The 16,815-nt window shown below is 70.0% G+C and carries 16 protein-coding genes; 2 read left to right on the top strand and 14 right to left on the bottom strand.

All coding sequences use genetic code 11. The annotated features are described in order from the left end of the window. Positions 1-131: 131 nt before the first annotated feature. The 14 genes from BFV98_RS29690 to BFV98_RS29625 form a co-directional block, all read right to left on the bottom strand. Complete coding sequence (locus tag BFV98_RS29690; RefSeq protein ID WP_071099047.1) at positions 132-1,472, bottom strand: MFS transporter; 1,341 nt, start codon at positions 1,470-1,472, stop codon at positions 132-134. A 91-nt stretch (positions 1,473-1,563) separates the two neighbouring features. Further along, on the bottom strand, positions 1,564-2,088 hold the full coding sequence (locus tag BFV98_RS29685; RefSeq protein WP_047894046.1) for a MarR family winged helix-turn-helix transcriptional regulator: 525 nt from the start codon (positions 2,086-2,088) through the stop codon (positions 1,564-1,566). Positions 2,089-2,280: 192 nt separating this feature from the next. Continuing rightward, positions 2,281-3,360 (bottom strand): M23 family metallopeptidase, encoded by a 1,080-nt coding sequence (locus tag BFV98_RS29680; protein WP_071098542.1) that lies wholly within the window; start codon positions 3,358-3,360, stop codon positions 2,281-2,283. Next, the gene (locus tag BFV98_RS29675; protein ID WP_143025368.1) at positions 3,357-3,716 is read right to left on the bottom strand and encodes a hypothetical protein; all 360 of its coding nucleotides are present in this window, start codon (positions 3,714-3,716) and stop codon (positions 3,357-3,359) included. The genes BFV98_RS29680 and BFV98_RS29675 overlap by 4 nt, the downstream gene beginning before the upstream one ends. A gap of 128 nt (positions 3,717-3,844) precedes the next feature. Then, positions 3,845-4,084, bottom strand: coding sequence for a hypothetical protein (locus tag BFV98_RS29670; RefSeq protein WP_047894043.1), 240 nt, complete (start codon positions 4,082-4,084; stop codon positions 3,845-3,847). Next, on the bottom strand, positions 4,081-4,335 hold the full coding sequence (locus tag BFV98_RS29665; protein WP_030500395.1) for a hypothetical protein: 255 nt from the start codon (positions 4,333-4,335) through the stop codon (positions 4,081-4,083). Before BFV98_RS29665 ends, BFV98_RS29670 begins: the two co-directional genes overlap by 4 nt. Then, entirely contained in the window at positions 4,332-4,934 is a 603-nt protein-coding gene (locus BFV98_RS29660; RefSeq protein ID WP_053065516.1) for a hypothetical protein, read from the bottom strand. Before BFV98_RS29660 ends, BFV98_RS29665 begins: the two co-directional genes overlap by 4 nt. Next, entirely contained in the window at positions 4,934-6,784 is a 1,851-nt protein-coding gene (locus BFV98_RS29655; RefSeq protein ID WP_225319872.1) for a type IV secretory system conjugative DNA transfer family protein, read from the bottom strand. The genes BFV98_RS29660 and BFV98_RS29655 overlap by 1 nt, the downstream gene beginning before the upstream one ends. Then, entirely contained in the window at positions 6,784-8,367 is a 1,584-nt protein-coding gene (locus BFV98_RS29650; protein WP_225319871.1) for a hypothetical protein, read from the bottom strand. The genes BFV98_RS29655 and BFV98_RS29650 overlap by 1 nt, the downstream gene beginning before the upstream one ends. Continuing rightward, entirely contained in the window at positions 8,364-9,833 is a 1,470-nt protein-coding gene (locus BFV98_RS29645) for an SCO6880 family protein (RefSeq protein ID WP_047894041.1), read from the bottom strand. The genes BFV98_RS29650 and BFV98_RS29645 overlap by 4 nt, the downstream gene beginning before the upstream one ends. A 19-nt stretch (positions 9,834-9,852) precedes the next feature. Then, a complete protein-coding gene (locus tag BFV98_RS29640; protein WP_143025367.1) occupies positions 9,853-11,829 on the bottom strand; it encodes a hypothetical protein in 1,977 nt (658 codons plus the stop codon). 3 nt (positions 11,830-11,832) lie between these two features. Next, positions 11,833-12,525, bottom strand: a complete 693-nt coding sequence (locus tag BFV98_RS29635; protein ID WP_143025366.1) for a hypothetical protein — start codon at positions 12,523-12,525, stop codon at positions 11,833-11,835. Positions 12,526-12,537: 12 nt separating this feature from the next. Further along, positions 12,538-12,900, bottom strand: a complete 363-nt coding sequence (locus BFV98_RS29630; RefSeq protein ID WP_225319861.1) for a hypothetical protein — start codon at positions 12,898-12,900, stop codon at positions 12,538-12,540. Positions 12,901-12,902: 2 nt separating this feature from the next. Then, complete coding sequence (locus tag BFV98_RS29625) at positions 12,903-13,997, bottom strand: hypothetical protein (protein WP_071098539.1); 1,095 nt, start codon at positions 13,995-13,997, stop codon at positions 12,903-12,905. 287 nt (positions 13,998-14,284) lie between these two features. Between BFV98_RS29625 and BFV98_RS31660 the strand changes: the two genes are divergently transcribed. Both BFV98_RS31660 and BFV98_RS32065 read left to right on the top strand, forming a co-directional pair. Beyond that, positions 14,285-14,752, top strand: a complete 468-nt coding sequence (locus BFV98_RS31660; protein WP_082171458.1) for a hypothetical protein — start codon at positions 14,285-14,287, stop codon at positions 14,750-14,752. 485 nt (positions 14,753-15,237) lie between these two features. Beyond that, positions 15,238-16,734 (top strand): hypothetical protein, encoded by a 1,497-nt coding sequence (locus tag BFV98_RS32065; protein WP_143025365.1) that lies wholly within the window; start codon positions 15,238-15,240, stop codon positions 16,732-16,734. Positions 16,735-16,815 lie beyond the last annotated feature (81 nt).

Genomic DNA, 16,815 nt, shown 5'->3' with positions numbered 1-16,815 from the left:
CACTGATGGACGTGCCGCCGGTCGGGCCCATTCGGTCTGCGGTGGCGAGCTTGTCGAAGAGGGCGCAGAGTTGAGGGCCCAGGTCGGGCAAATGGTGGGTGCCTGGGCCATGGACATCCTCTCAATCGATGTTAGTAGGGGCGCCCGTTGCTTGGGGGGCGCAGTCGCCAGGCTGCGGCGGCGCCTACGGCGGGGAGCAGTGCGGTGATGGCGAGGGTGGCGGCTGGTCCCCATGGCTGCCACAGTGCGGCGCAGAGTGCGGTACCGCCGCCACCGCCTACGAAGGTGGCCAGGGTGAGTAGTCCGATCGCTCCACCGCGGCAAGGTGGAGGGGCGTGTTTGGTGGCTTCTGCCGTGAGCAGCATCTGCGCGATCGCCGAGGCGGCGAATGCGGCCGTGGCGGCTGCCGTGACGCCGATCGGACCGGGGTCGATGGCGGCGTAGCACAGTGTGGCCGCGACCAGCAGGCTGGCTGCCGACAGGACGTACCGGGCAGGCAGGCGGCGGGCGGCGGATGCGGCGCCTCGGGCCAGCGCGGCACCAACGGCGGCGCCGGGCAGCAGGAGCAGCCCGATGTGCGTGGTGCCGTAGCCAAGCTTCGTCAGCAGGTGCGGTGCCGCGTAGAGGATGGCAAACAGGCCGGCGTACACGCCCGCACCGGCGAGCGCCGCGCGCCGGAACCATGCGGCCAACAGGACGGTGTCGAGGACGAATCCGCCGGAGTGGCGTCGGCTGCGGATGGCGAGGATGAGGGCGGTGGCTGTGGTGGCGGCAGCCGTCGCCGTGATGGTGATCGCGCTGGTGTGTTGGGCCGCGGTTTGGGCGGTCAGGAGGAGTCCGGCGGCGACGACCGCGAGCAGTGCCGCTCCGGGCCAGTCCAGCGGCTCCCGGTGCCGGCGTGGGGTGGTCAGGGGCCAGCAGAGCGGGATTGCGGCGATGGACAGCACGGGCAGGGCGAGTGCCATCCGCCACGACCAGGCCACCGTCACTGCTCCGGCCAGCGGCGCGGTGGCACCAAACGCGGCTAGGCAGGCGCCGAATCGGGCCAATGCCGCCGGGCGTTGCGGTGCCGGCAGGTGGGCGGCCATCGTGAGCGCGGAGGCTTTGACCGCGCCGGAGCCCACTGCCAGCAGGATTCGACCGGTTACGACGGCGGCCAGGTTGGGGGCGACCGCGCATGCCAGCGCTCCGGTGGTGAGCAGTGTGACGGCGATCAGGAGGACCGGACGGCTGCCCCAGAGATCGGTGATGCGTCCGGCGGTGACCGCACCGACGCCGATGCCCACGGCGTACGCGGTGAGGATCCATGCGAGCGCTGGGCCGCTGGCGCGAAGATGCTGGGCTGCGTCCGGGAGCGCGACGGCGGCGGCGCTGACGCCGTAGACAGCGGGCCCGTAGAGGACGCCCAGCCGCCATCCGGGTCCGGGGGCGTTGGGCACTTCGCTATGGGGAACGGCCTTCTCGGCCAGCATGGTCGTCCGCCGTGTCATTGGGTCCCACCTTCGCCGCTGTCCCACGGGCACGGACGCCGCCGAGAGGGGAGCGGCGATCGGATGTTGCCGGTCACCGGGCGCCCTCCCCCCTCGGGGTGGCGTCGTCCGGGCGGGAGCGGGCGGCAACCACCCGCAGCACGTGGGCGATGTTGTCTCTTGGCGGCATCCCTGGGCCGGCGAACAGCTCCGCCTGCCGGGCGTGCACGAGGCGTTGCAGCTCCCGTGCAAGGTCCAGGCCGGCCTGCGTGGGTCTGACGACGACGCGCCGGCGGTCACGCTCGTGTAGCTGGCGGCGCACCAAGTCCCGATCGACGAGCGCGCTGAGCGTGTTGGTGAGGGTGGCCTTGGCGATGCCCACCTCCACGGCGATGGCGCGAGGCTCGACCACTCTCCGGGCGCAGATGAGCACCAGCACGTCGTAGCTGGTCCAGGTCATGCCCGCCTCCCGCAACACCGTGCGTTCGAGATGCGCGCGGACGGTGTTCGCGGTGCGGCACAGCTGCGCCACTGCGTCCGGGCGCGGCGGCGGGGCCGGTCGAGAGTTGACGGGTGGGCGGTAGACCCCTGCGATCTGCCGCCGGGTGGAGGCGCTCATCGTGGCCTCCGCAGGTGTCGCGGTCGGCGCAGGGTGTGCCGGTCGCGATGTTGGCCCTTGCTGCCGGCACGGTCGGCCGGTGGCGGCGGTTCAGGTGTGGGCAGGCATGGATGCTGGTTCTGGTCGGTGCGCATGTTTCACCCCCGTGATGTGTGCGCTGTCGGATGTGGCGTCGTGGTGCGAGGTCGGGCCTCACCTGCTCTCGTCAAGCGGGGCGCCGCGCTCGCGCATGAACGGCACCGGATCGGTGGAGTTGGCGGTGCTCAGGTCGCAGCGCGATCCGCCGCAAACCGCCTGGTGAGTTTCGAAGTGCAGGTGCGGACCGGAGGAATGGCCGCTGGTGCCAACCAGTCCGATCGGCTGGCCCGCTTGCACGGTGTCGCCAACGCGTACGTCGGGGCGGCGAACCATGTGGCAATACCGCGTGCCGTAACCACCGGCGTGCACCAGGTCCACGTACCAGCCGCATCCGCGGGTGCTCGGACTGCCGTCGATGTCGCAGCTGCCGGTGCCGGGGTCACAGCCGGACCACACCACCTCGCCAGAGCTGGCCGCGCGGATGACGGTGTTGCGGACGGCGATCAGGTCCACGCCAGCGTGCAGCCGTCCGGCCCGCGGCCCGTAGCCGCTGCCCACGGCGGCCTGCACGGGCAGGGTCCATCCCGACGCAGCCACGTTCGGGGCGCCGCCGCACACGGCGAGGCTGGCCCCGGGCAGGTCGCTGATCGTGGCGACGCCGGTCACGGCCGCGACGACCTGCTCGGCGTCCTGCTCGTACTCGCCGTACTTGTCGGGGAACGCCGAAACCTGGACCCGTTGCGCGGCGACGGTCAGTGGCAGTTGCTGCCAGTTGGGGATGCGCAGCAGCTTGTCGTAGAACTTCCCGGCGGCATAGACCGGGTCGAGGATCTGCGTCGGGGTGCCCCATCCCTGGCTGGGCCGTTGCTGGAACAGGCCAACGGAGTCGCGGTCGCCGCCGCGCAGGTTCCGCAGGCTGGACTCGACCATCGCCGTGGCCACCGCGATGACCCAGCCTCGGGCCGGTATCCCCCGCTGCTGGCCGACGGTGACGATCGTGGCCGCGTTGGTGACCTGCTCGCTGTTCCACCGGCCGACCCCGCCGCGCGTGCCCGCGCTGCTCGTGGCCTGGGCAGCAGCGGGAGCGCAGGCCTCGGCCGGCGCTTCGGTGATCACCGACGCTAACGGCAGGCCACACACCACCAGCAGCGCAGCCACCACAGCGACGCCGACGCCGACCCGCTTTCCGTTCATCGCCGGGCGACCTCCGGCATCCCGAGGGTCGCCACCAGCCAGCGTTGGCCGTCGCTTACGCACACCACGCGCAGCACGCCCGCGTCCGTGCCGACGTCGACCTCCGCCCGATCAGGGGTGGCGGTGACGACGCGGCCGGGTGTGGTGACCCGGGTGGCGGGCACGTTGGCCGGGTCGACGGTGTCGAGCAGGTCCGCGTAGCCGGGCACGGCGTACGGGCGCACGTCGGCGCGCCACTGGGCGGCGGGCAGGTCCGGGCGTGCCCACCGGGCGACGAACCGTGTCGCCGTGGCCGCGGCTGCGGGGTCCGCGGCGGTGGAGCGGGTGGGCAGGACACCGTCAGGGTCCGGAAGCATGTCGGCCGGCGGTGTCACCGCCGGAGGGCTGCTTGCCTGCGGGGCGGGAGCTCCGGTCGTACGGCTGGTGCAGCCGGCTGCCAGCAGCATCGCAGCCACCAGGAGTGTGCCTCGGCTGCGAGTGCGGGTCATGCCTGCTCCGGGGGCTCGTGGGGCGGCGGGTCCTGGGCTGGCGGGGAGCCGAGCGCGGCGTTGACGCGCTGCCCGAGCAAGCGCAACTGGTGGTGGACGTCCACCAGCGCGGCGCGCCGCTGCGCGGTGGGATGCCGGCTGGCCGCGTCAACGAGGGAGCCGACGTCGTCGCGCAGTTGGGTGAGGCTGTTGGTGATCGCGGCGAGCGGAGCGTCGAATGAGGTGCTTGTCGTCATTCGTCGACGTCGCGGGTGTAGTCGCCGTCGAGGTGCCCGTCGCTGGCCCAGTCCAGCTCCGTGTCCCGTCGTGTCTGCTCGTCGATGTCTGTCCACTGCTGCCTCTCTTCGTCGTCTTGCCAGGTGTCGCGTGCGTCGTGGATGCCGGCGATGAAGTCGTCGAGGGTGTCGACCCCGACGCGCAGCCCGGTAAGGGCGGCCTCGAATCGCTGCCAGTCCCAGACGCTGGTGATCTCGGCTGGATGTGTCATTTGCTGCCCCCTACCTCCTGGGTCGCCGCCGCGGGCGTCGGCCGTGCGCGGATGTCCTCGCTGACCGCCTGGTCGGCGGTATCGGGCCACGGCTGCGACCAGACGGCGTCCGGGCTGCGGGGGGTGTGCTGGCCGTGTCGGCATCGGGTGGTGTCCCACTGCTGCCAGCGGGTGCGTGCGCGGTGCAGCGCCTCGTGCCACCGCAGTGGCGCGTCAGGGTCCGCCTTGGCCGAGTAGGCGTGGTGCCATGACACGGCTAGGGCGGTCAGCTCCTCCACCAGGGCCGGATGCGCCGGCCAGCATGCGCCGAGGTCCTGCGCCAGCCCGTACCGGTCGGACAGCCACCGGGTCCAGGCGATCAGCCACGCCCACAGCTCGCGGGCGTCGTCGCGGTGAAGGTCCCGCCAGCAGTGCCGTGCCGGCACGAACCCGGTCGGGCTGTCGAGAGCGTCGACGCGGTCCGACAGCGCGACGTGCGCCTCGGCGAGCTGTTCCACCGCGCCGCGCAGCGTGTCGATCAGCCCGGCCAGCTCGGCGGTCGCGCGCTCCTGCGGTGACGCCTGCTCTGGGATGTCGAACAGGAAGGTGCGATCCGGCATCAGCGTGCCTCCCGCAGTCGGGCGCTGAAAGCGGCCTGCGCCCGCTGGAACCGGTCGGCGTCCGTGCGCTCCCACCAGGCCGGTTGCACCACCTCGACCGGTGGCATGTTGCCCAGCAGCACCAGGGCATGCCCAGTCGGCAGTGTGCGCAGCTCCGCCAGGTCGACCAGGTACTCCCGGCGGGTGTTCTCCTGGACGCTGGCCCGACCGCCACCCCAGGACGCCGCCGAGGACAACTCCTGCACCTGCCCGAGCAGCGACTGGGCGTCCTTGAGCGCGTTGACGTCCTGGGTGCCGCCCATCACGAAGCGGGCGTTCGCGCCGTCGCGTAGCGCTTGGCCGCCGTCGCGGCCCCACCGTTCTTCCAGTTGGTGGGTGTTCTGGCAGGCGATCGACAGGGCGATGCCGGCGCCGCCGCCCTCGGATGCCAGCGCGGGCAGCGACGGTAGCGGCGCGATGTTGGTGATCTCGTCACCGATCAGGTACAGGCAGGGCTCGACCCGCCCGCCCGGCGCGAGGAACGACCGTTGCAGGGTGCGGTAGATGATGTCCTCGGCGATGGCGGCGAACAGCGGCGCGATCAGCGCCTGCCCGCTGCGGGTGCCGACCAGGTAGAGGGTGCCGGACTCGTCGAGCCACTGCTCGGGGTGGAACTGCTGCCCGCGCGGCGGTGAGCATGCGTGCAGGATGCGGGGGTTGCTGAACGCGTCGAGCGCGCCGAACACCACCGACTGGATGGCATCGCGGCTTCGGCCCGTGGTCTCTCGGTGGAAAGCGAGCCGGTCGGCCCACACCGTCTGCCCGTGGTGGCGCAGGATCCGCTCGGCGCGCGGGTCGGCGGGGTTGGCAGCCCAGCTCGCCACGTCGGTCATCGTGGCCCGCTCGTCTAGGGCGGCGGCGTGCAGCAGCCCGCGGATTATCGACGCCGCCTGGTCCTGAAAGTATTGGCCGTTGTCGACGTTGCCCTTGAGGCCGGCGCCGGCGGCGAAGCCCTTGGCGCGCAGCGCCGCGATGTCCGGGTCCTCCGCCCCGTCGATCGGTGACCAGCGCAGTCGCGGCACTCCCGGCACCTGGCCCTGCGGCTCGAAGATCCACGTCGGGCCGACCTCGGCGCGCAGGTCGTAGGTGACCGACGCGACATCTAGCCGAGTGGAGGTGGAGATGACCGCGCCGCGGGCGTCGGCGACCCTCGGGATGATGTAGCGGCTCGTCTTGTTGGCGAACCGGGCCGCCCCGGCGAGCAGTTCGGTGTACTCGTTGGCCAGGTACAGCGGCTCACCCGTCAGCGCATGGTGGCCGAGCAGCCGGGCCACCTCCAGCGGGTCCGCACGGCGCCGCTGCTTCACCGCCACGGTCTCGGGCCGGTCGGCGTCGCGGATGGTCAGGCCCGGCCGCAGCACGTCGACGCGGCGCAGCACCGCCTCGGCCGTCACCACGCGGTCGAGGTCCTTACGGCCGGCGAAGCCACGCCGGCGTACCCACCGCCGCGCCGCCCGCATCGTCACCGCGCCGATGCCGACGACAGTGGCGCTGAGCAGGACGACCCACAGCCCGTACAGCAGGGGCGCTGGCGGCAGCGTGTCTCGGGCAGCGGGCGGCCACGCCTGGACCGGGTCGCCCGGGTTGGTGATGAACCGTAGGGCGATGCCTGGGGCGTCGGCGGGTGAGCTGTCCGGCCAGGCCGCGTGGGTGAGCAGCCCGCCGGCCTGCCCGGCGAGCCACAGCGTGACGGTGCCCGACAGCACCAGCAGCGCCGCGATGCCCGCAAGCGCCAGTCGGGCCAGGATGTCGGCGCGGGCCGCCCCCCGGCGGGGCAGCCGGTGTCCCGGAGACATGAGTGAGCCGGCCATCACCGCACCTGCCCCACCACGGCATCCTGCTCCCCCGGCGACGGCACCCTCTCCGGCTCGGCATCGGGGGCTTGCCGCATCCGGCTGTCGGTGTCGACCATGCGCCGTTCAATCGAGGAAAGCTGGTGCTTGACGACGTAGGAGCGCAGCCCGACCTTCCACAGCCCGACACCGCGGCGCAGGTGCAGCAGGAGGTTGGTCTCCACGTCCGTGGTGCCCAGGAACTCGCGTGCCGCCTCCAGTGAGCCCGGGGCTTGTCGGTAGGACACCCGCACGCCGGTGTCCTCGATCAGCCCTCGGGCGATGCGGACCTGCTCGGAGTCGGCGCTGCCGCTGGCCGACAAGTCCGTGAAACGGTGGAAGGCAAGGATGTTCGCCGTGCCGAGCGCTCGGGCGAGCTTTAGTTGCTCGCGCATGCGCCTCATCAGCCCGAGGTGGCGGCTGACCAGCGCGAACTCGTCGTACAGGCAGACGCGGGCTGGGGCGTTCGGGCGAGTCAGCTCGGCCTCTAGCCACGACTGCGCGCAGGTCATCGCCATGGCCGTCATCTGGTCTGATGCGCGGACTGCCCGTAGGTCCAGGATCGCGCCCGGCTGGTCGAAGTCGATCGTCAGGGTCGACGCGGCCGGGGCGTCGAAGATCCCGCCGAGCGCGCCTGTGATCAGCCGTTCCAGTGCCAGGCGGACACGGCGGCTGTCGGCAGTGAACTGGTCGACGTCGTAGTGCACCCCGGCCAGCCGGTGCGCCCACCGGGACGGGTCGCCCATGGCAGTCAGGACCCGGGACAGGGTTGGGGTGGCCATCCGGTCCGGGCTGGTGCCGTCGTCGGCGCGGGTGACCGCGTCGAGGGCGTATTCGACCAGGGATCGTTCCGCCTCGCTCAGCGGCCCGCCGAGCTGGATCTCCAGCAGCCCTTCCAGCAGCAGCAGTCTGCGTGCCCGCTGGATCTGCAACCACTCCGCCTCACCCTGATCGGGCAGTCGGCGGATGCCCGTCAGAGGGTTCATCACCACCCCGGAGCCGGGGCCGACCCGCACCGGCTGGATGCCGGCTGCGTCGGCGAGGTTGTCGTACTCGCCCTTGACGTCGACGATGTAGAACCGCACCCCGAACGGGATTCCGCGGAACGCGATGGTCTTGAGCAGCGACGACTTCGCCGACCCGATCTCGCCGGTGACCACCATGTTGGGGGCGCTGAGCACGCCCGCCCGGTACAGCTCGTGCACAGAGAACACGAACCCGGCGCGGGAGTACACCTCCTGTCCGATCAGTGGCCCGTCCACACCCAGACCCGGGTCGGCGACGAACGGGTAGACGCTGCACAGTTGCGCGCTGGTGGTGACCAGCGGCGGAAGCCGCAGCCGCCAGAACACCCGTCCCGCGGCCCGTCCAAAGGCCCCCCGGCCGTCTACCGAGGGCGGGCCGAGAAGCTGCTCGGTCAGCCGCCGCAGTGCCCGCTGCTCCCGTGCGAGGTCCGCCTGCGCCGCCGCGAGGTCGCGCCGGGCGGCGGAATCAGCAAGGCGCTGTGACCACGATCCTTCCCGGCGTACCCGGGGTGTCGTGTTCCTGCGTATGCGGGTCATGCGAACCACCCCCGCATCGGCTTGAGGCCGCGCGCTAGGGGCAGCGCCCCGGCCACGAATGCTTGGTCCTGCTCGCCGTAGAGCACCACCGCCTGGCAGCCGCACCGTCCCAGAACCCGCCTGACGGCGCGCACGTCGTAGCGCAGCTGCTCCGGGCTGTCGGCCGTCACGGTGACCAGCACGGCGTACCGGTAGCGGACGTGCCCGGCGGCTTGCTCCCGGTCGATCTGCTCGACCGCGCGGGCTTCCTCGTCCTCCCGGGCGGTGCGGACCAGCCGCATCCGCCGCTTGGTCACCTCGTCACCGGCGCGGGCGACCTTGTCCCGCCGGGTCGCCAGTTGCGCCAGCTGCGCCGGCACCGGCTCGGCGACCACCGTCACCGTGCGCCGGCCGACGGTGCGGGTGAAAAGCGGCGTCATCCACGTCATCGGGACCGGCTGGCGGGGCATCTCGTACACCCACAGCGTCTGCGAGAAACCGGAGTCGTGCCGGTACGACGACCAGCCCACCGTCTCCGCCGCTACCGGCCCCGCCGCGTGCGGCGCCACCTCGAGGTCGCTGTCCTCCGGGTCGAACTGGCCACGCAGCACCGCCGCGTACTGCCGGGGCGTCAACCAGCCCCCAGTCTCGATGCCGGCCTCCCGCACCGCCGCCCGAACACCGGTCAGCTTGTCCAGCACCACCGTGGCGATAGCCGCGTCCGTGCCGCCCGCGTCGGCGACCTCTCCGGACAGCTTCCGCACGTCGAACACCACGGTCAGGAACACGTCGTGGCGCTGCGTGCCAGGCCCTGCCGCCGCAGTGAGCTCGGCCAGCGACCGGTACGCCGCCGCGCCGGTGTCGACCGCCTGCTTCGCGAGGTACCGCTGTGCCCGGTTGCTGACGTCCGGCACCGCTCGCGCCGTCAGCGACCACCGCGCAAGGCCGCTGTCGGCGTACTCGGTGCCGAGCAGGTTCGCCACGTCCGCCCACGCGGTGAGCCGCTGATGCTGCACCGACGTGTCCGCCAGGACGAGGTTGCTGCCCGCGCACGTCAGCGTCGCGGTCACGCTGCCCTCCCGCCGGTGGTGCAGCAACCCCACCTCGGTCAGCCCGTCCGCAGCCACCGCCGGTAGCCACTGGTAGCCGGCCGCCGGGCCGGGCAGGTGCAGATGCTTCGTGCCTGGATTCGCCGCCCACACCGCGCCGCGGTAGCGGTCCTGCCGGGCTACCCGCTGCGCCAAAGCCCCCGCGACGATCGGCGTCCACTCGGTGACTCGGCGACCCCGAATCCGCAACAGCCCGATCGTGAGCAGCAGCACCGCCGCCAGCAGCAGACCACCGGCGGCGCCCTGCCGGCCGACCGCCAGCATGTTCGCGGCGATGACCAGGCAGATCACCCCAGCCACCGCCGTGCCGATCTGCCCCCAGGAGAAGCCCAGGATCGACCCACGGGTGGACCGCGGAGGAAAGTGGAACTGAGTCACGCCCTACTCCTCTGCTCGCCTACACGGGCACGATCGGAATCTCGGCGGCTGCGCCGGCAGCGGCGGCACCGCCCTGCCCGCCCGCCGCCCCGCCCGCCTGGCCGGCAGCCGGGCTGCTGCTCGTCGGTGTCGCGCCTCCGCTACCGGCCTCGTCAACCGGCAGCTCAGGGCTGCCGCCAAGACCCGGCGCGCCGTTGCCACCAGACGGTGGGCCGCCTGCGACCGGGGCATCCGTTCCGGTGAACGCGGTTGCCTGTTCGCGCGCCCCCTGCGGGGTCACCGGCAGCGCACCCTGCTCGCCGGTGGCGTCGCCGGGCAGCGTGAGCTGGCCGTGGGCCACATCGCCCTGCGCTGTGCGGGAGTCGCGCTCCACCCCGGCGGCCTCGTCGGTGTTCTCGCCCCCGCCCTGCTCGCCGCCCGCCTGCCCGGCGGGCTCGCCGAACTGGTCACTGTCCCCCCGGCCGTGCAGGGCCTCGACCGTGTCGGGTAGCCCGGCGAGCGCGCCGACTGGCCCGCCGGGGTTAGTGGGGATGGCCTCGGAGTTGCCCTGCATCAGCGACGTCGCGTCCATGCCGCCACCGCCGCCGCTCAACGGCTCGGCCAAGCGCCGCGACGCGGCGTCCATCCCCACCGCCGTGGCCGCCGAGGTCAGAAACCCGCGGGCGTCGACGTCGGCGAGGTAGCCGTCCCACATGCTCGTCAGCCGCAGCAGGATCCACGGCGCGAGGACCATCAGCACGATGATGAACAAGCCCCGCAGCACGTTGACCACGTTGTCGCTCTCGTAGGTGGTGCGGGTGCCGTAGATCCAGAGCGCGGCGATGAAGAACTTGCTGCTGGCCAGCGCGTTGCAGGTCCAGAACCACTTCCGGCCCCACGCGCGGGTCTCGGCCATGACCTGACCGGTCATCGCCATCGCCCCGAACAGCGCCGCCCCGGCGGCCAGCAACGACCGGAACAGCAGCATCACGAACACCAGCACCAGCCCGATCACGCCAACGATCGCGACGACGAAGGCCAGCAGGATCGTGCCGGTGTCGGCGGTGAGCGTGTTGAGCGCGTCGACCCACATGCTCGGCTGCCAGTCCCGCTGCTGGTTGCGGGCGATCAACGCCACCGTCGCCTCGTCCCAGGCCGCCATCAGCAGGTACGCGATACCGCCGGCGAACGCGATGCCGAACATCGCCCGGACCAGCCCGCCCAGGCTCGACAGCGGCCCAGGTCCACTCAGCCGCAGTCCGTTGATCGCCGTCGAGAGCACAAAGACCACCAGCACCACGACGATCAGCACCCCGCTGATGTCGTTGTAGACGCCGTAGAACGGCTCGTCGGCAACGGTGGAGGACTGCGTGAACACCACCTCGGCCAACTTGCCCAGCGCCCACGCGAACCCTGCGACGGCAATGTCGGCCAGGCCTTCGAAGCCAGTGCGCGCCGCCTCCTTGACCTGCGCTCCCACCTTGCAGGACACGTCCACCAGGCCACATTCCGACGACGGCTTGAGTGACGACGACGCCACCAGCACCGGGCGTAGCGCGCGGCAGCGGTCCGCTTTCGCCTTCCACCGCTCGGCGTTCGCCTGGTCCTGCGTTGCCTTCTCGTCCAGACGCTCGCAGCGCACCGGCTGCTCACCAGCGGCAGGCAGGCGCTCATCGAGCACCGATGGCGTGCCGTCCGGCGGCGGTGACTGCACGGTCAGCGCCATCGCGTCGCAGCGTTCCTGATCCGCGGCGCTGGCCGCCGCGCTGCACACCGTCGTCCAACCATCGCCCGCCCGCCACCGCACCCATGGCTGGCACCAATTCACCTGCGGCTGTGCCAGCGGCTCCGCACCGACACCAGGCCGGCCATCGACTGGAGGTGCGGGGCAGGCCAAAGCCGACGGCGACGGGACCGGCGTCGGTGCCGCCGCAGCCCGTCCCGCAGCAGTCAGCCCGACCGTCGTCAGCGACACCACCGTCAGCAGCAGCCGGAGCATCGCGGGCACCACGGCCATCCGTCACACCGTCCCCGGCGCCCACGACCGCGAGCTGAGCACGTCGACGAGGGGCTGCATGTCCCGCGGTCCGCCGTCGCGGCGCGCACCGCGCTGATCCGGCGGCGGCACCGGCACCGGACGCTCCGCTGTCACCAGCCGCCACCGAGCCTGCGACCACCGCACCGTCGCCGACTGCACGTACCAGCCGCCCGCCAATCCGGCATTCGGATCCGCAGGGCTGCTCGTCGTGGCGCCGCTCAAGGTGCAGACGAGCATCCGCACCGACACCTCGCGGTCCTCGGGCACCACCGCGTCGAGGTCCGCGTCAGGCACCCAGACCCGCGCCACGACCGTCTGCGAGATCGTCTCTCCGTGCGCCGCCGGCCCCACGAGGGGGTGCACCGCCGATCCGGCTCCCTCGGCGGCGATCAGGTCCACCATCGCCTGCCTGCTCGTCGCAGACCGCGTACCGGCAGAGGCTAGCGCCTGCGTGTACGCCGCCGCCGCGTCTCCGCCGCCGCGAGGCGTGCCCGGGAAACCCACCGGCACCCCGGCCTGCACCCGCTCGACATACCGCGCGATCACCTGCCGCTCCGGCGTACTCGCACGCCCGGCGGCGAACACCGCCACACCGGCGAGCGCCACCACGACCAGCACTGCAGCCACCATCGGCATCCGGCGGCCGGTAGTCGACTTGAACTCCGCTCTGCTCATGACCGCCACCTGCTAAATCTCGGTAAGCAGGAACGCGATAATCGACGTGGCTGACCCGACGACGATCGCCACCAGGCCGGCTTTCCACATCATCGACTTCCCGCGATCACTGATGATGTGCGCGCCGAAGATCGGGCCGATGCCGAACGCGATCGCCCCCGCCGCCAGCCCCGCCACCGCCGAGATCACACCGAGGAACAGCGCGGCGTTGGCCAGCTTGTAGAACAGGTCCGACCGCGGCACAGCCGACGGGTCCGGGCTGATCCGGCTGAAGTCGAAACCATCACCCGACGGCTCGGGCGTCGGCGTCGGCGCCAACAGCGCCGCCACCGCCGGGGCGCGCACCGTCAGGGCCGCCGCAAGCTGATGCAACACGATTAGTCCTCCCCGTTAGAGGCCGACGATCCCGGACCAAGGACAGCCGCTGGCTCGACCGGACACCGGTCGATCACCGCCGCGGCAACCTCGGTCAACGCCGACCGAGTGGCCTTACTCAGCGCCCGCGGGTCAAGCGGATCCGCCCGCGCAAGCCCCGGGTCATACGGCACCCGCACCAGCTCCGCAGCAGCCTGCCGCGCCAACTGCTCCACCGCCCGCACCTCACGCGCCACGGACGGCGAGGTCGCCATAACCACCACCACCGCCCGGTCCGGCACATGCGCCAGGCCCGCACCGCGCATGTGGGCCAGCAGCCGCAGCGTGTGCTGCACCCCGTCCACCGTCGCCCTCGACACCAGCACCGGCACCGTCGACCAGCCCAGCGTCCGCCACGTCGATGTACTGTCCGCCGTCGGCAGATCCAACAGCGCCAACCGGTACACCGACCGCAGATGGCCGATCACGCCGAACATCTCCGGCCACGTCGGTGGGCGCCGCTGCGCGGTCAACTTGCTCTCCCCAACCAGCACCCGTAGCCCCGTCGGCCCTACCTGCGTCAACCGCTCCGCAGCCCCGCCTTCCGCCAAGCCGGCATCCGCGGCCACCGCGTCCCACACCGTCGACGAGCTGCGCCGGGCCACCCGATGCTCCAGGCCACCCCACGCCCGCAAGGTCGCATCGACCGCTACCACCGGATCGGGAACAGCAAGAGCCAGCAGCCCGCCGAGCCCGACGGTCAGCGCGGACCGCCCGACGCCGCCGTCCGCCGAGGACACACACACCAGTGGACAGCCCGCACGCAGCGACGCCGCCCGCCACCACAGCGTCTCCACCCGGGTTCCCGCGCCGAACTCTCGCGGGATCTCCCGCACCACCGCCTCACCGACAAGGCGCGGCCCCGAAGGCACCGAGGCCAAGGCCCGGGCCGCGATCTGTTCGGGGGTGGGAGCCGGCGGGAGGGCCCTCTCCCTGCCCGCCAGCTCCCCCTGCCCACCGCCGCGCCCGCCCGAAGGCGCACGGGCGGCGAGCTGTTCGGGCTGCTCGTCCGATGGACCTTGCACGTCCGCCTCCCCGTAAGGCTTGCCGTACAGCACAGACCGACGTCGACATCGACGCGGCCGGTCCCCCGTTACTGTCACGGCCTGGACGCTGACCAGACGAAGCAGGCCCTACAGCGACGACGTGTCCCCTCCTGCGTCGCCGCTCGCGGCCGGGATGCCATCTCGCGTACGGCGACCCGATCCGCTACGCTCCAGGCAACTCCAGTTCGGGTTTAACCGAACCGCAGTTGCGAGCGATACTGAGAGCTAAGCACAGGTCACAGAAGAGCGTCAACCGCAGTTTTTGTTGTGGCCAACTGTGGTTGGAGTTGGGGGACTCCATGAAGGACACACCAGCCGACCAGGCCGAGGCCGCAGCCTCACACCTGATCCAAACGAGGCTCCGAACCCTCTTCGAGGCCAACACCGAAGGCCGGCCACCCTACACAGAGGCCGAAGTTGCCCGGGAACTCACCAAAGCCGGCCACCGCATCACCGCCGAAGGCATCCGCAACCTGCTGCGCGCACCTCGAATCAACCCCAAAGCATCCACGCTCCGCGCGCTCGCCCAGTTCTTCGACGTACCCGCCGGCTACCTACTCGGCGATCAAGAAGAGCCTGAAGAACACAGCCGGCGCGTCCGCGTGATGGCACGATCCATCACCAAGCTCTCACCCGCCGCCCAAGACGGCATCGCCGTGATCATCGACAACCTTCTACGGGTTGAGGAAACCGCCCGAGGGGGCGACAGCAAGACACCACGCCACCGACCTGGCTCTGAGCAGGAATCAGACAACTCAAGGCAATAGGCCCCCATTTGCTTGGAGCGCCTCGCAGCCGGCGACGGCAGCCGCGGCCTGCGTCCAGCCTCGCCAGCCCCAGGAACGTCGTGGTCTGCTCGCAGCAGCCGATCGTGGCACACGGGACCGACAACTGTTTACCCTCACGCCTCACCGAAGTAGCTCTCCTCCTCGCCGAGCAGCAGCGGCATGTCGTACACGGACATTTCCCGCCGAGCGCCTGGCGGTGCGCGGTATTCGTTACCTGCTGTATTCGCCAGCCCAACATGAGGCCTCTGGCACGCTCTCTTGAAGCCGGCGGCTGCCCATGACGCCTGGCTACCGGACCGCTCGGTCAGCGGCCATGAGAGTGTGCGTTCCGGCATATGCCACAGAATGCCTACGACGATCGCCAGATTCGGACACAGTGGTGATCGACTCGGGCCTTTGTCGAGAGTGTATCATTCGAATTGGCGAAATGAGCGAGATTGCTGCAGCCGTGTAACCTTAGAAGTATGAGTGTAGGCGATAGCGCTGCAGCCTTCAGGTTGGCATTGATGGGGGTGACGGCATCACGTAATCGGGCGTGGCTCCCGCCTCGCGATTCCGTAGCCCGTTCTGTGGCGGAGTTTGGGATTTCTTCACTGGCGGAGTCGGTAGATCCCGATGGCCCCTTCTCCTGGCGAAATGGATCCGCTGCAATGCGCGACTGGGTTAAGTCTGTTAAAGACCGGAAGGATGGAGTTGCCGTCTTCACGGACACTACGATGCTGTACTCATGTCAGCGCGTTGTCGACATGGCAGACATGCCGTCGCCCGCCGCTCTATTCGATCTTGGAACACTGGTCCGCTCGGTAGTTCTTTATGATCACGTAATGCACTTCGCAGGATCTTCTTCGGAGAAGTGGAATGAACAGCTCGGCGAAAGGGTTTTTGTTCCACTCGACCGTGGCGTTGCGAGAACCAGTGGTGAACTTGAGGTAAAACCAGTCGGATATGCGCTGGCCAACATCGTGTCCAGCGTGCTCAAAAGGATGGAAGCGCTGCGCGAAAACGCTAGCCCGCTTGGGCGTGAGGAGCTAGCGCAAGCCGCTCGCGTGTGGAGTACTCTCCTGGGCCGACGGATCGATCATGACGATTTGATTGGTGACTGCCTACACCGTACTGTCTATTCGGGACTGTCGCCAACCGCGGACGTCTTTCTGGACTGGACTCGTATCAGTGGAGGCGATTCGGATTGGTCTACAGGTGAATGCGAAGACGAATCTGGATTTCTCCGCGCCGTGGTCAGTGAAGCAAATCATCGCAGCCTAATCAATTCGCAGATTGCCGCCATGCTTGAGGTTCCATATTCAGCCTCAGCATTTCGTGCACCATTTAGAGCGCTTGAACATAAAAGAATGGTGGTAGCGGAGGAGAAGATCCGCTCCGTTTCGGTAATCCAAGAGGCGGTACGGAAACGCCGAGAAGAGGAGTCGTCCACCCTCGAGTTGCCAGTTTTCCTATCTGCACTCCTCGGCAGGATCAATTCATTAGATAATTTCTGGGAAGAGCTGGCTTCGCTTCGGGCTGAAGCTGGCCCTTTCCGGCGGCGGCGACGAGAGCTGGAGGAACATCTCGCCGATATTGGGTCAAAACGAGAGAGTCGTATGCGTGGGCAGATTGCGAAGGCAGTCGCGCGTGAGTCTCAAGGACTTGTCGCTCGGCTACGCGTCCCAGTTGCGGGCGCGGCAGCTGCCACGGTCGCCGCAGCGCTATCCGGACCTGCTGCAGCCGTACTTACAGCAGTTGCAATGTTAAGTATGTGGGAGAAGGTAGATTCCGAGACATACGAGATGCTAGTGGGTAGGTTTCGTCGACCCTACGAATCGTTTCTCTCTAACATCGGCGAAGAGTCCGCCGCGATGCTATCCGGTTTACCGAGAGTGGCACGCTTGTGGCGTATCCCAGAGCGTAACCTGCATTCTCACGTTGCGTTCCTGGAGAGAGCGCGCGCAGCCGGGCTTCGATAGCTGGCACTCCTTTGAATATCGAAGGAGATATGACTGGAGTCGCCCAACATCATGGTCGGTCGCCAACTCGGCAAACTCGTT

This window comes from Micromonospora sp. WMMB235 (genome assembly GCF_001855515.1).
In the GTDB taxonomy this organism is placed as follows: domain Bacteria; phylum Actinomycetota; class Actinomycetes; order Mycobacteriales; family Micromonosporaceae; genus Micromonospora; species Micromonospora aurantiaca.
The sequence above is the reverse complement of the archived record's forward strand: the minus strand, read 5'-3'. Positions and strand labels throughout refer to the sequence as shown.

What these genes read in the sequence shown, in the direction of transcription:
- BFV98_RS29690 (WP_071099047.1), bottom strand. Translation starts at nt 1,472, where the DNA reads ATGCTGGCCGAGAAGGCCGTTCCCCATAGCGAAGTGCCCAACGCCCCC.
- BFV98_RS29685 (WP_047894046.1), bottom strand. Translation starts at nt 2,088, where the DNA reads ATGAGCGCCTCCACCCGGCGGCAGATCGCAGGGGTCTACCGCCCACCC.
- BFV98_RS29680 (WP_071098542.1), bottom strand. Translation starts at nt 3,360, where the DNA reads ATGAACGGAAAGCGGGTCGGCGTCGGCGTCGCTGTGGTGGCTGCGCTG.
- BFV98_RS29675 (WP_143025368.1), bottom strand. Translation starts at nt 3,716, where the DNA reads ATGCTTCCGGACCCTGACGGTGTCCTGCCCACCCGCTCCACCGCCGCG.
- BFV98_RS29670 (WP_047894043.1), bottom strand. Translation starts at nt 4,084, where the DNA reads ATGACGACAAGCACCTCATTCGACGCTCCGCTCGCCGCGATCACCAAC.
- BFV98_RS29665 (WP_030500395.1), bottom strand. Translation starts at nt 4,335, where the DNA reads ATGACACATCCAGCCGAGATCACCAGCGTCTGGGACTGGCAGCGATTC.
- BFV98_RS29660 (WP_053065516.1), bottom strand. Translation starts at nt 4,934, where the DNA reads ATGCCGGATCGCACCTTCCTGTTCGACATCCCAGAGCAGGCGTCACCG.
- BFV98_RS29655 (WP_225319872.1), bottom strand. Translation starts at nt 6,784, where the DNA reads ATGGCCGGCTCACTCATGTCTCCGGGACACCGGCTGCCCCGCCGGGGG.
- BFV98_RS29650 (WP_225319871.1), bottom strand. Translation starts at nt 8,367, where the DNA reads ATGACCCGCATACGCAGGAACACGACACCCCGGGTACGCCGGGAAGGA.
- BFV98_RS29640 (WP_143025367.1), bottom strand. Translation starts at nt 11,829, where the DNA reads ATGGCCGTGGTGCCCGCGATGCTCCGGCTGCTGCTGACGGTGGTGTCG.
- BFV98_RS29635 (WP_143025366.1), bottom strand. Translation starts at nt 12,525, where the DNA reads ATGAGCAGAGCGGAGTTCAAGTCGACTACCGGCCGCCGGATGCCGATG.
- BFV98_RS31660 (WP_082171458.1), top strand. Translation starts at nt 14,285, where the DNA reads ATGAAGGACACACCAGCCGACCAGGCCGAGGCCGCAGCCTCACACCTG.
- BFV98_RS32065 (WP_143025365.1), top strand. Translation starts at nt 15,238, where the DNA reads ATGAGTGTAGGCGATAGCGCTGCAGCCTTCAGGTTGGCATTGATGGGG.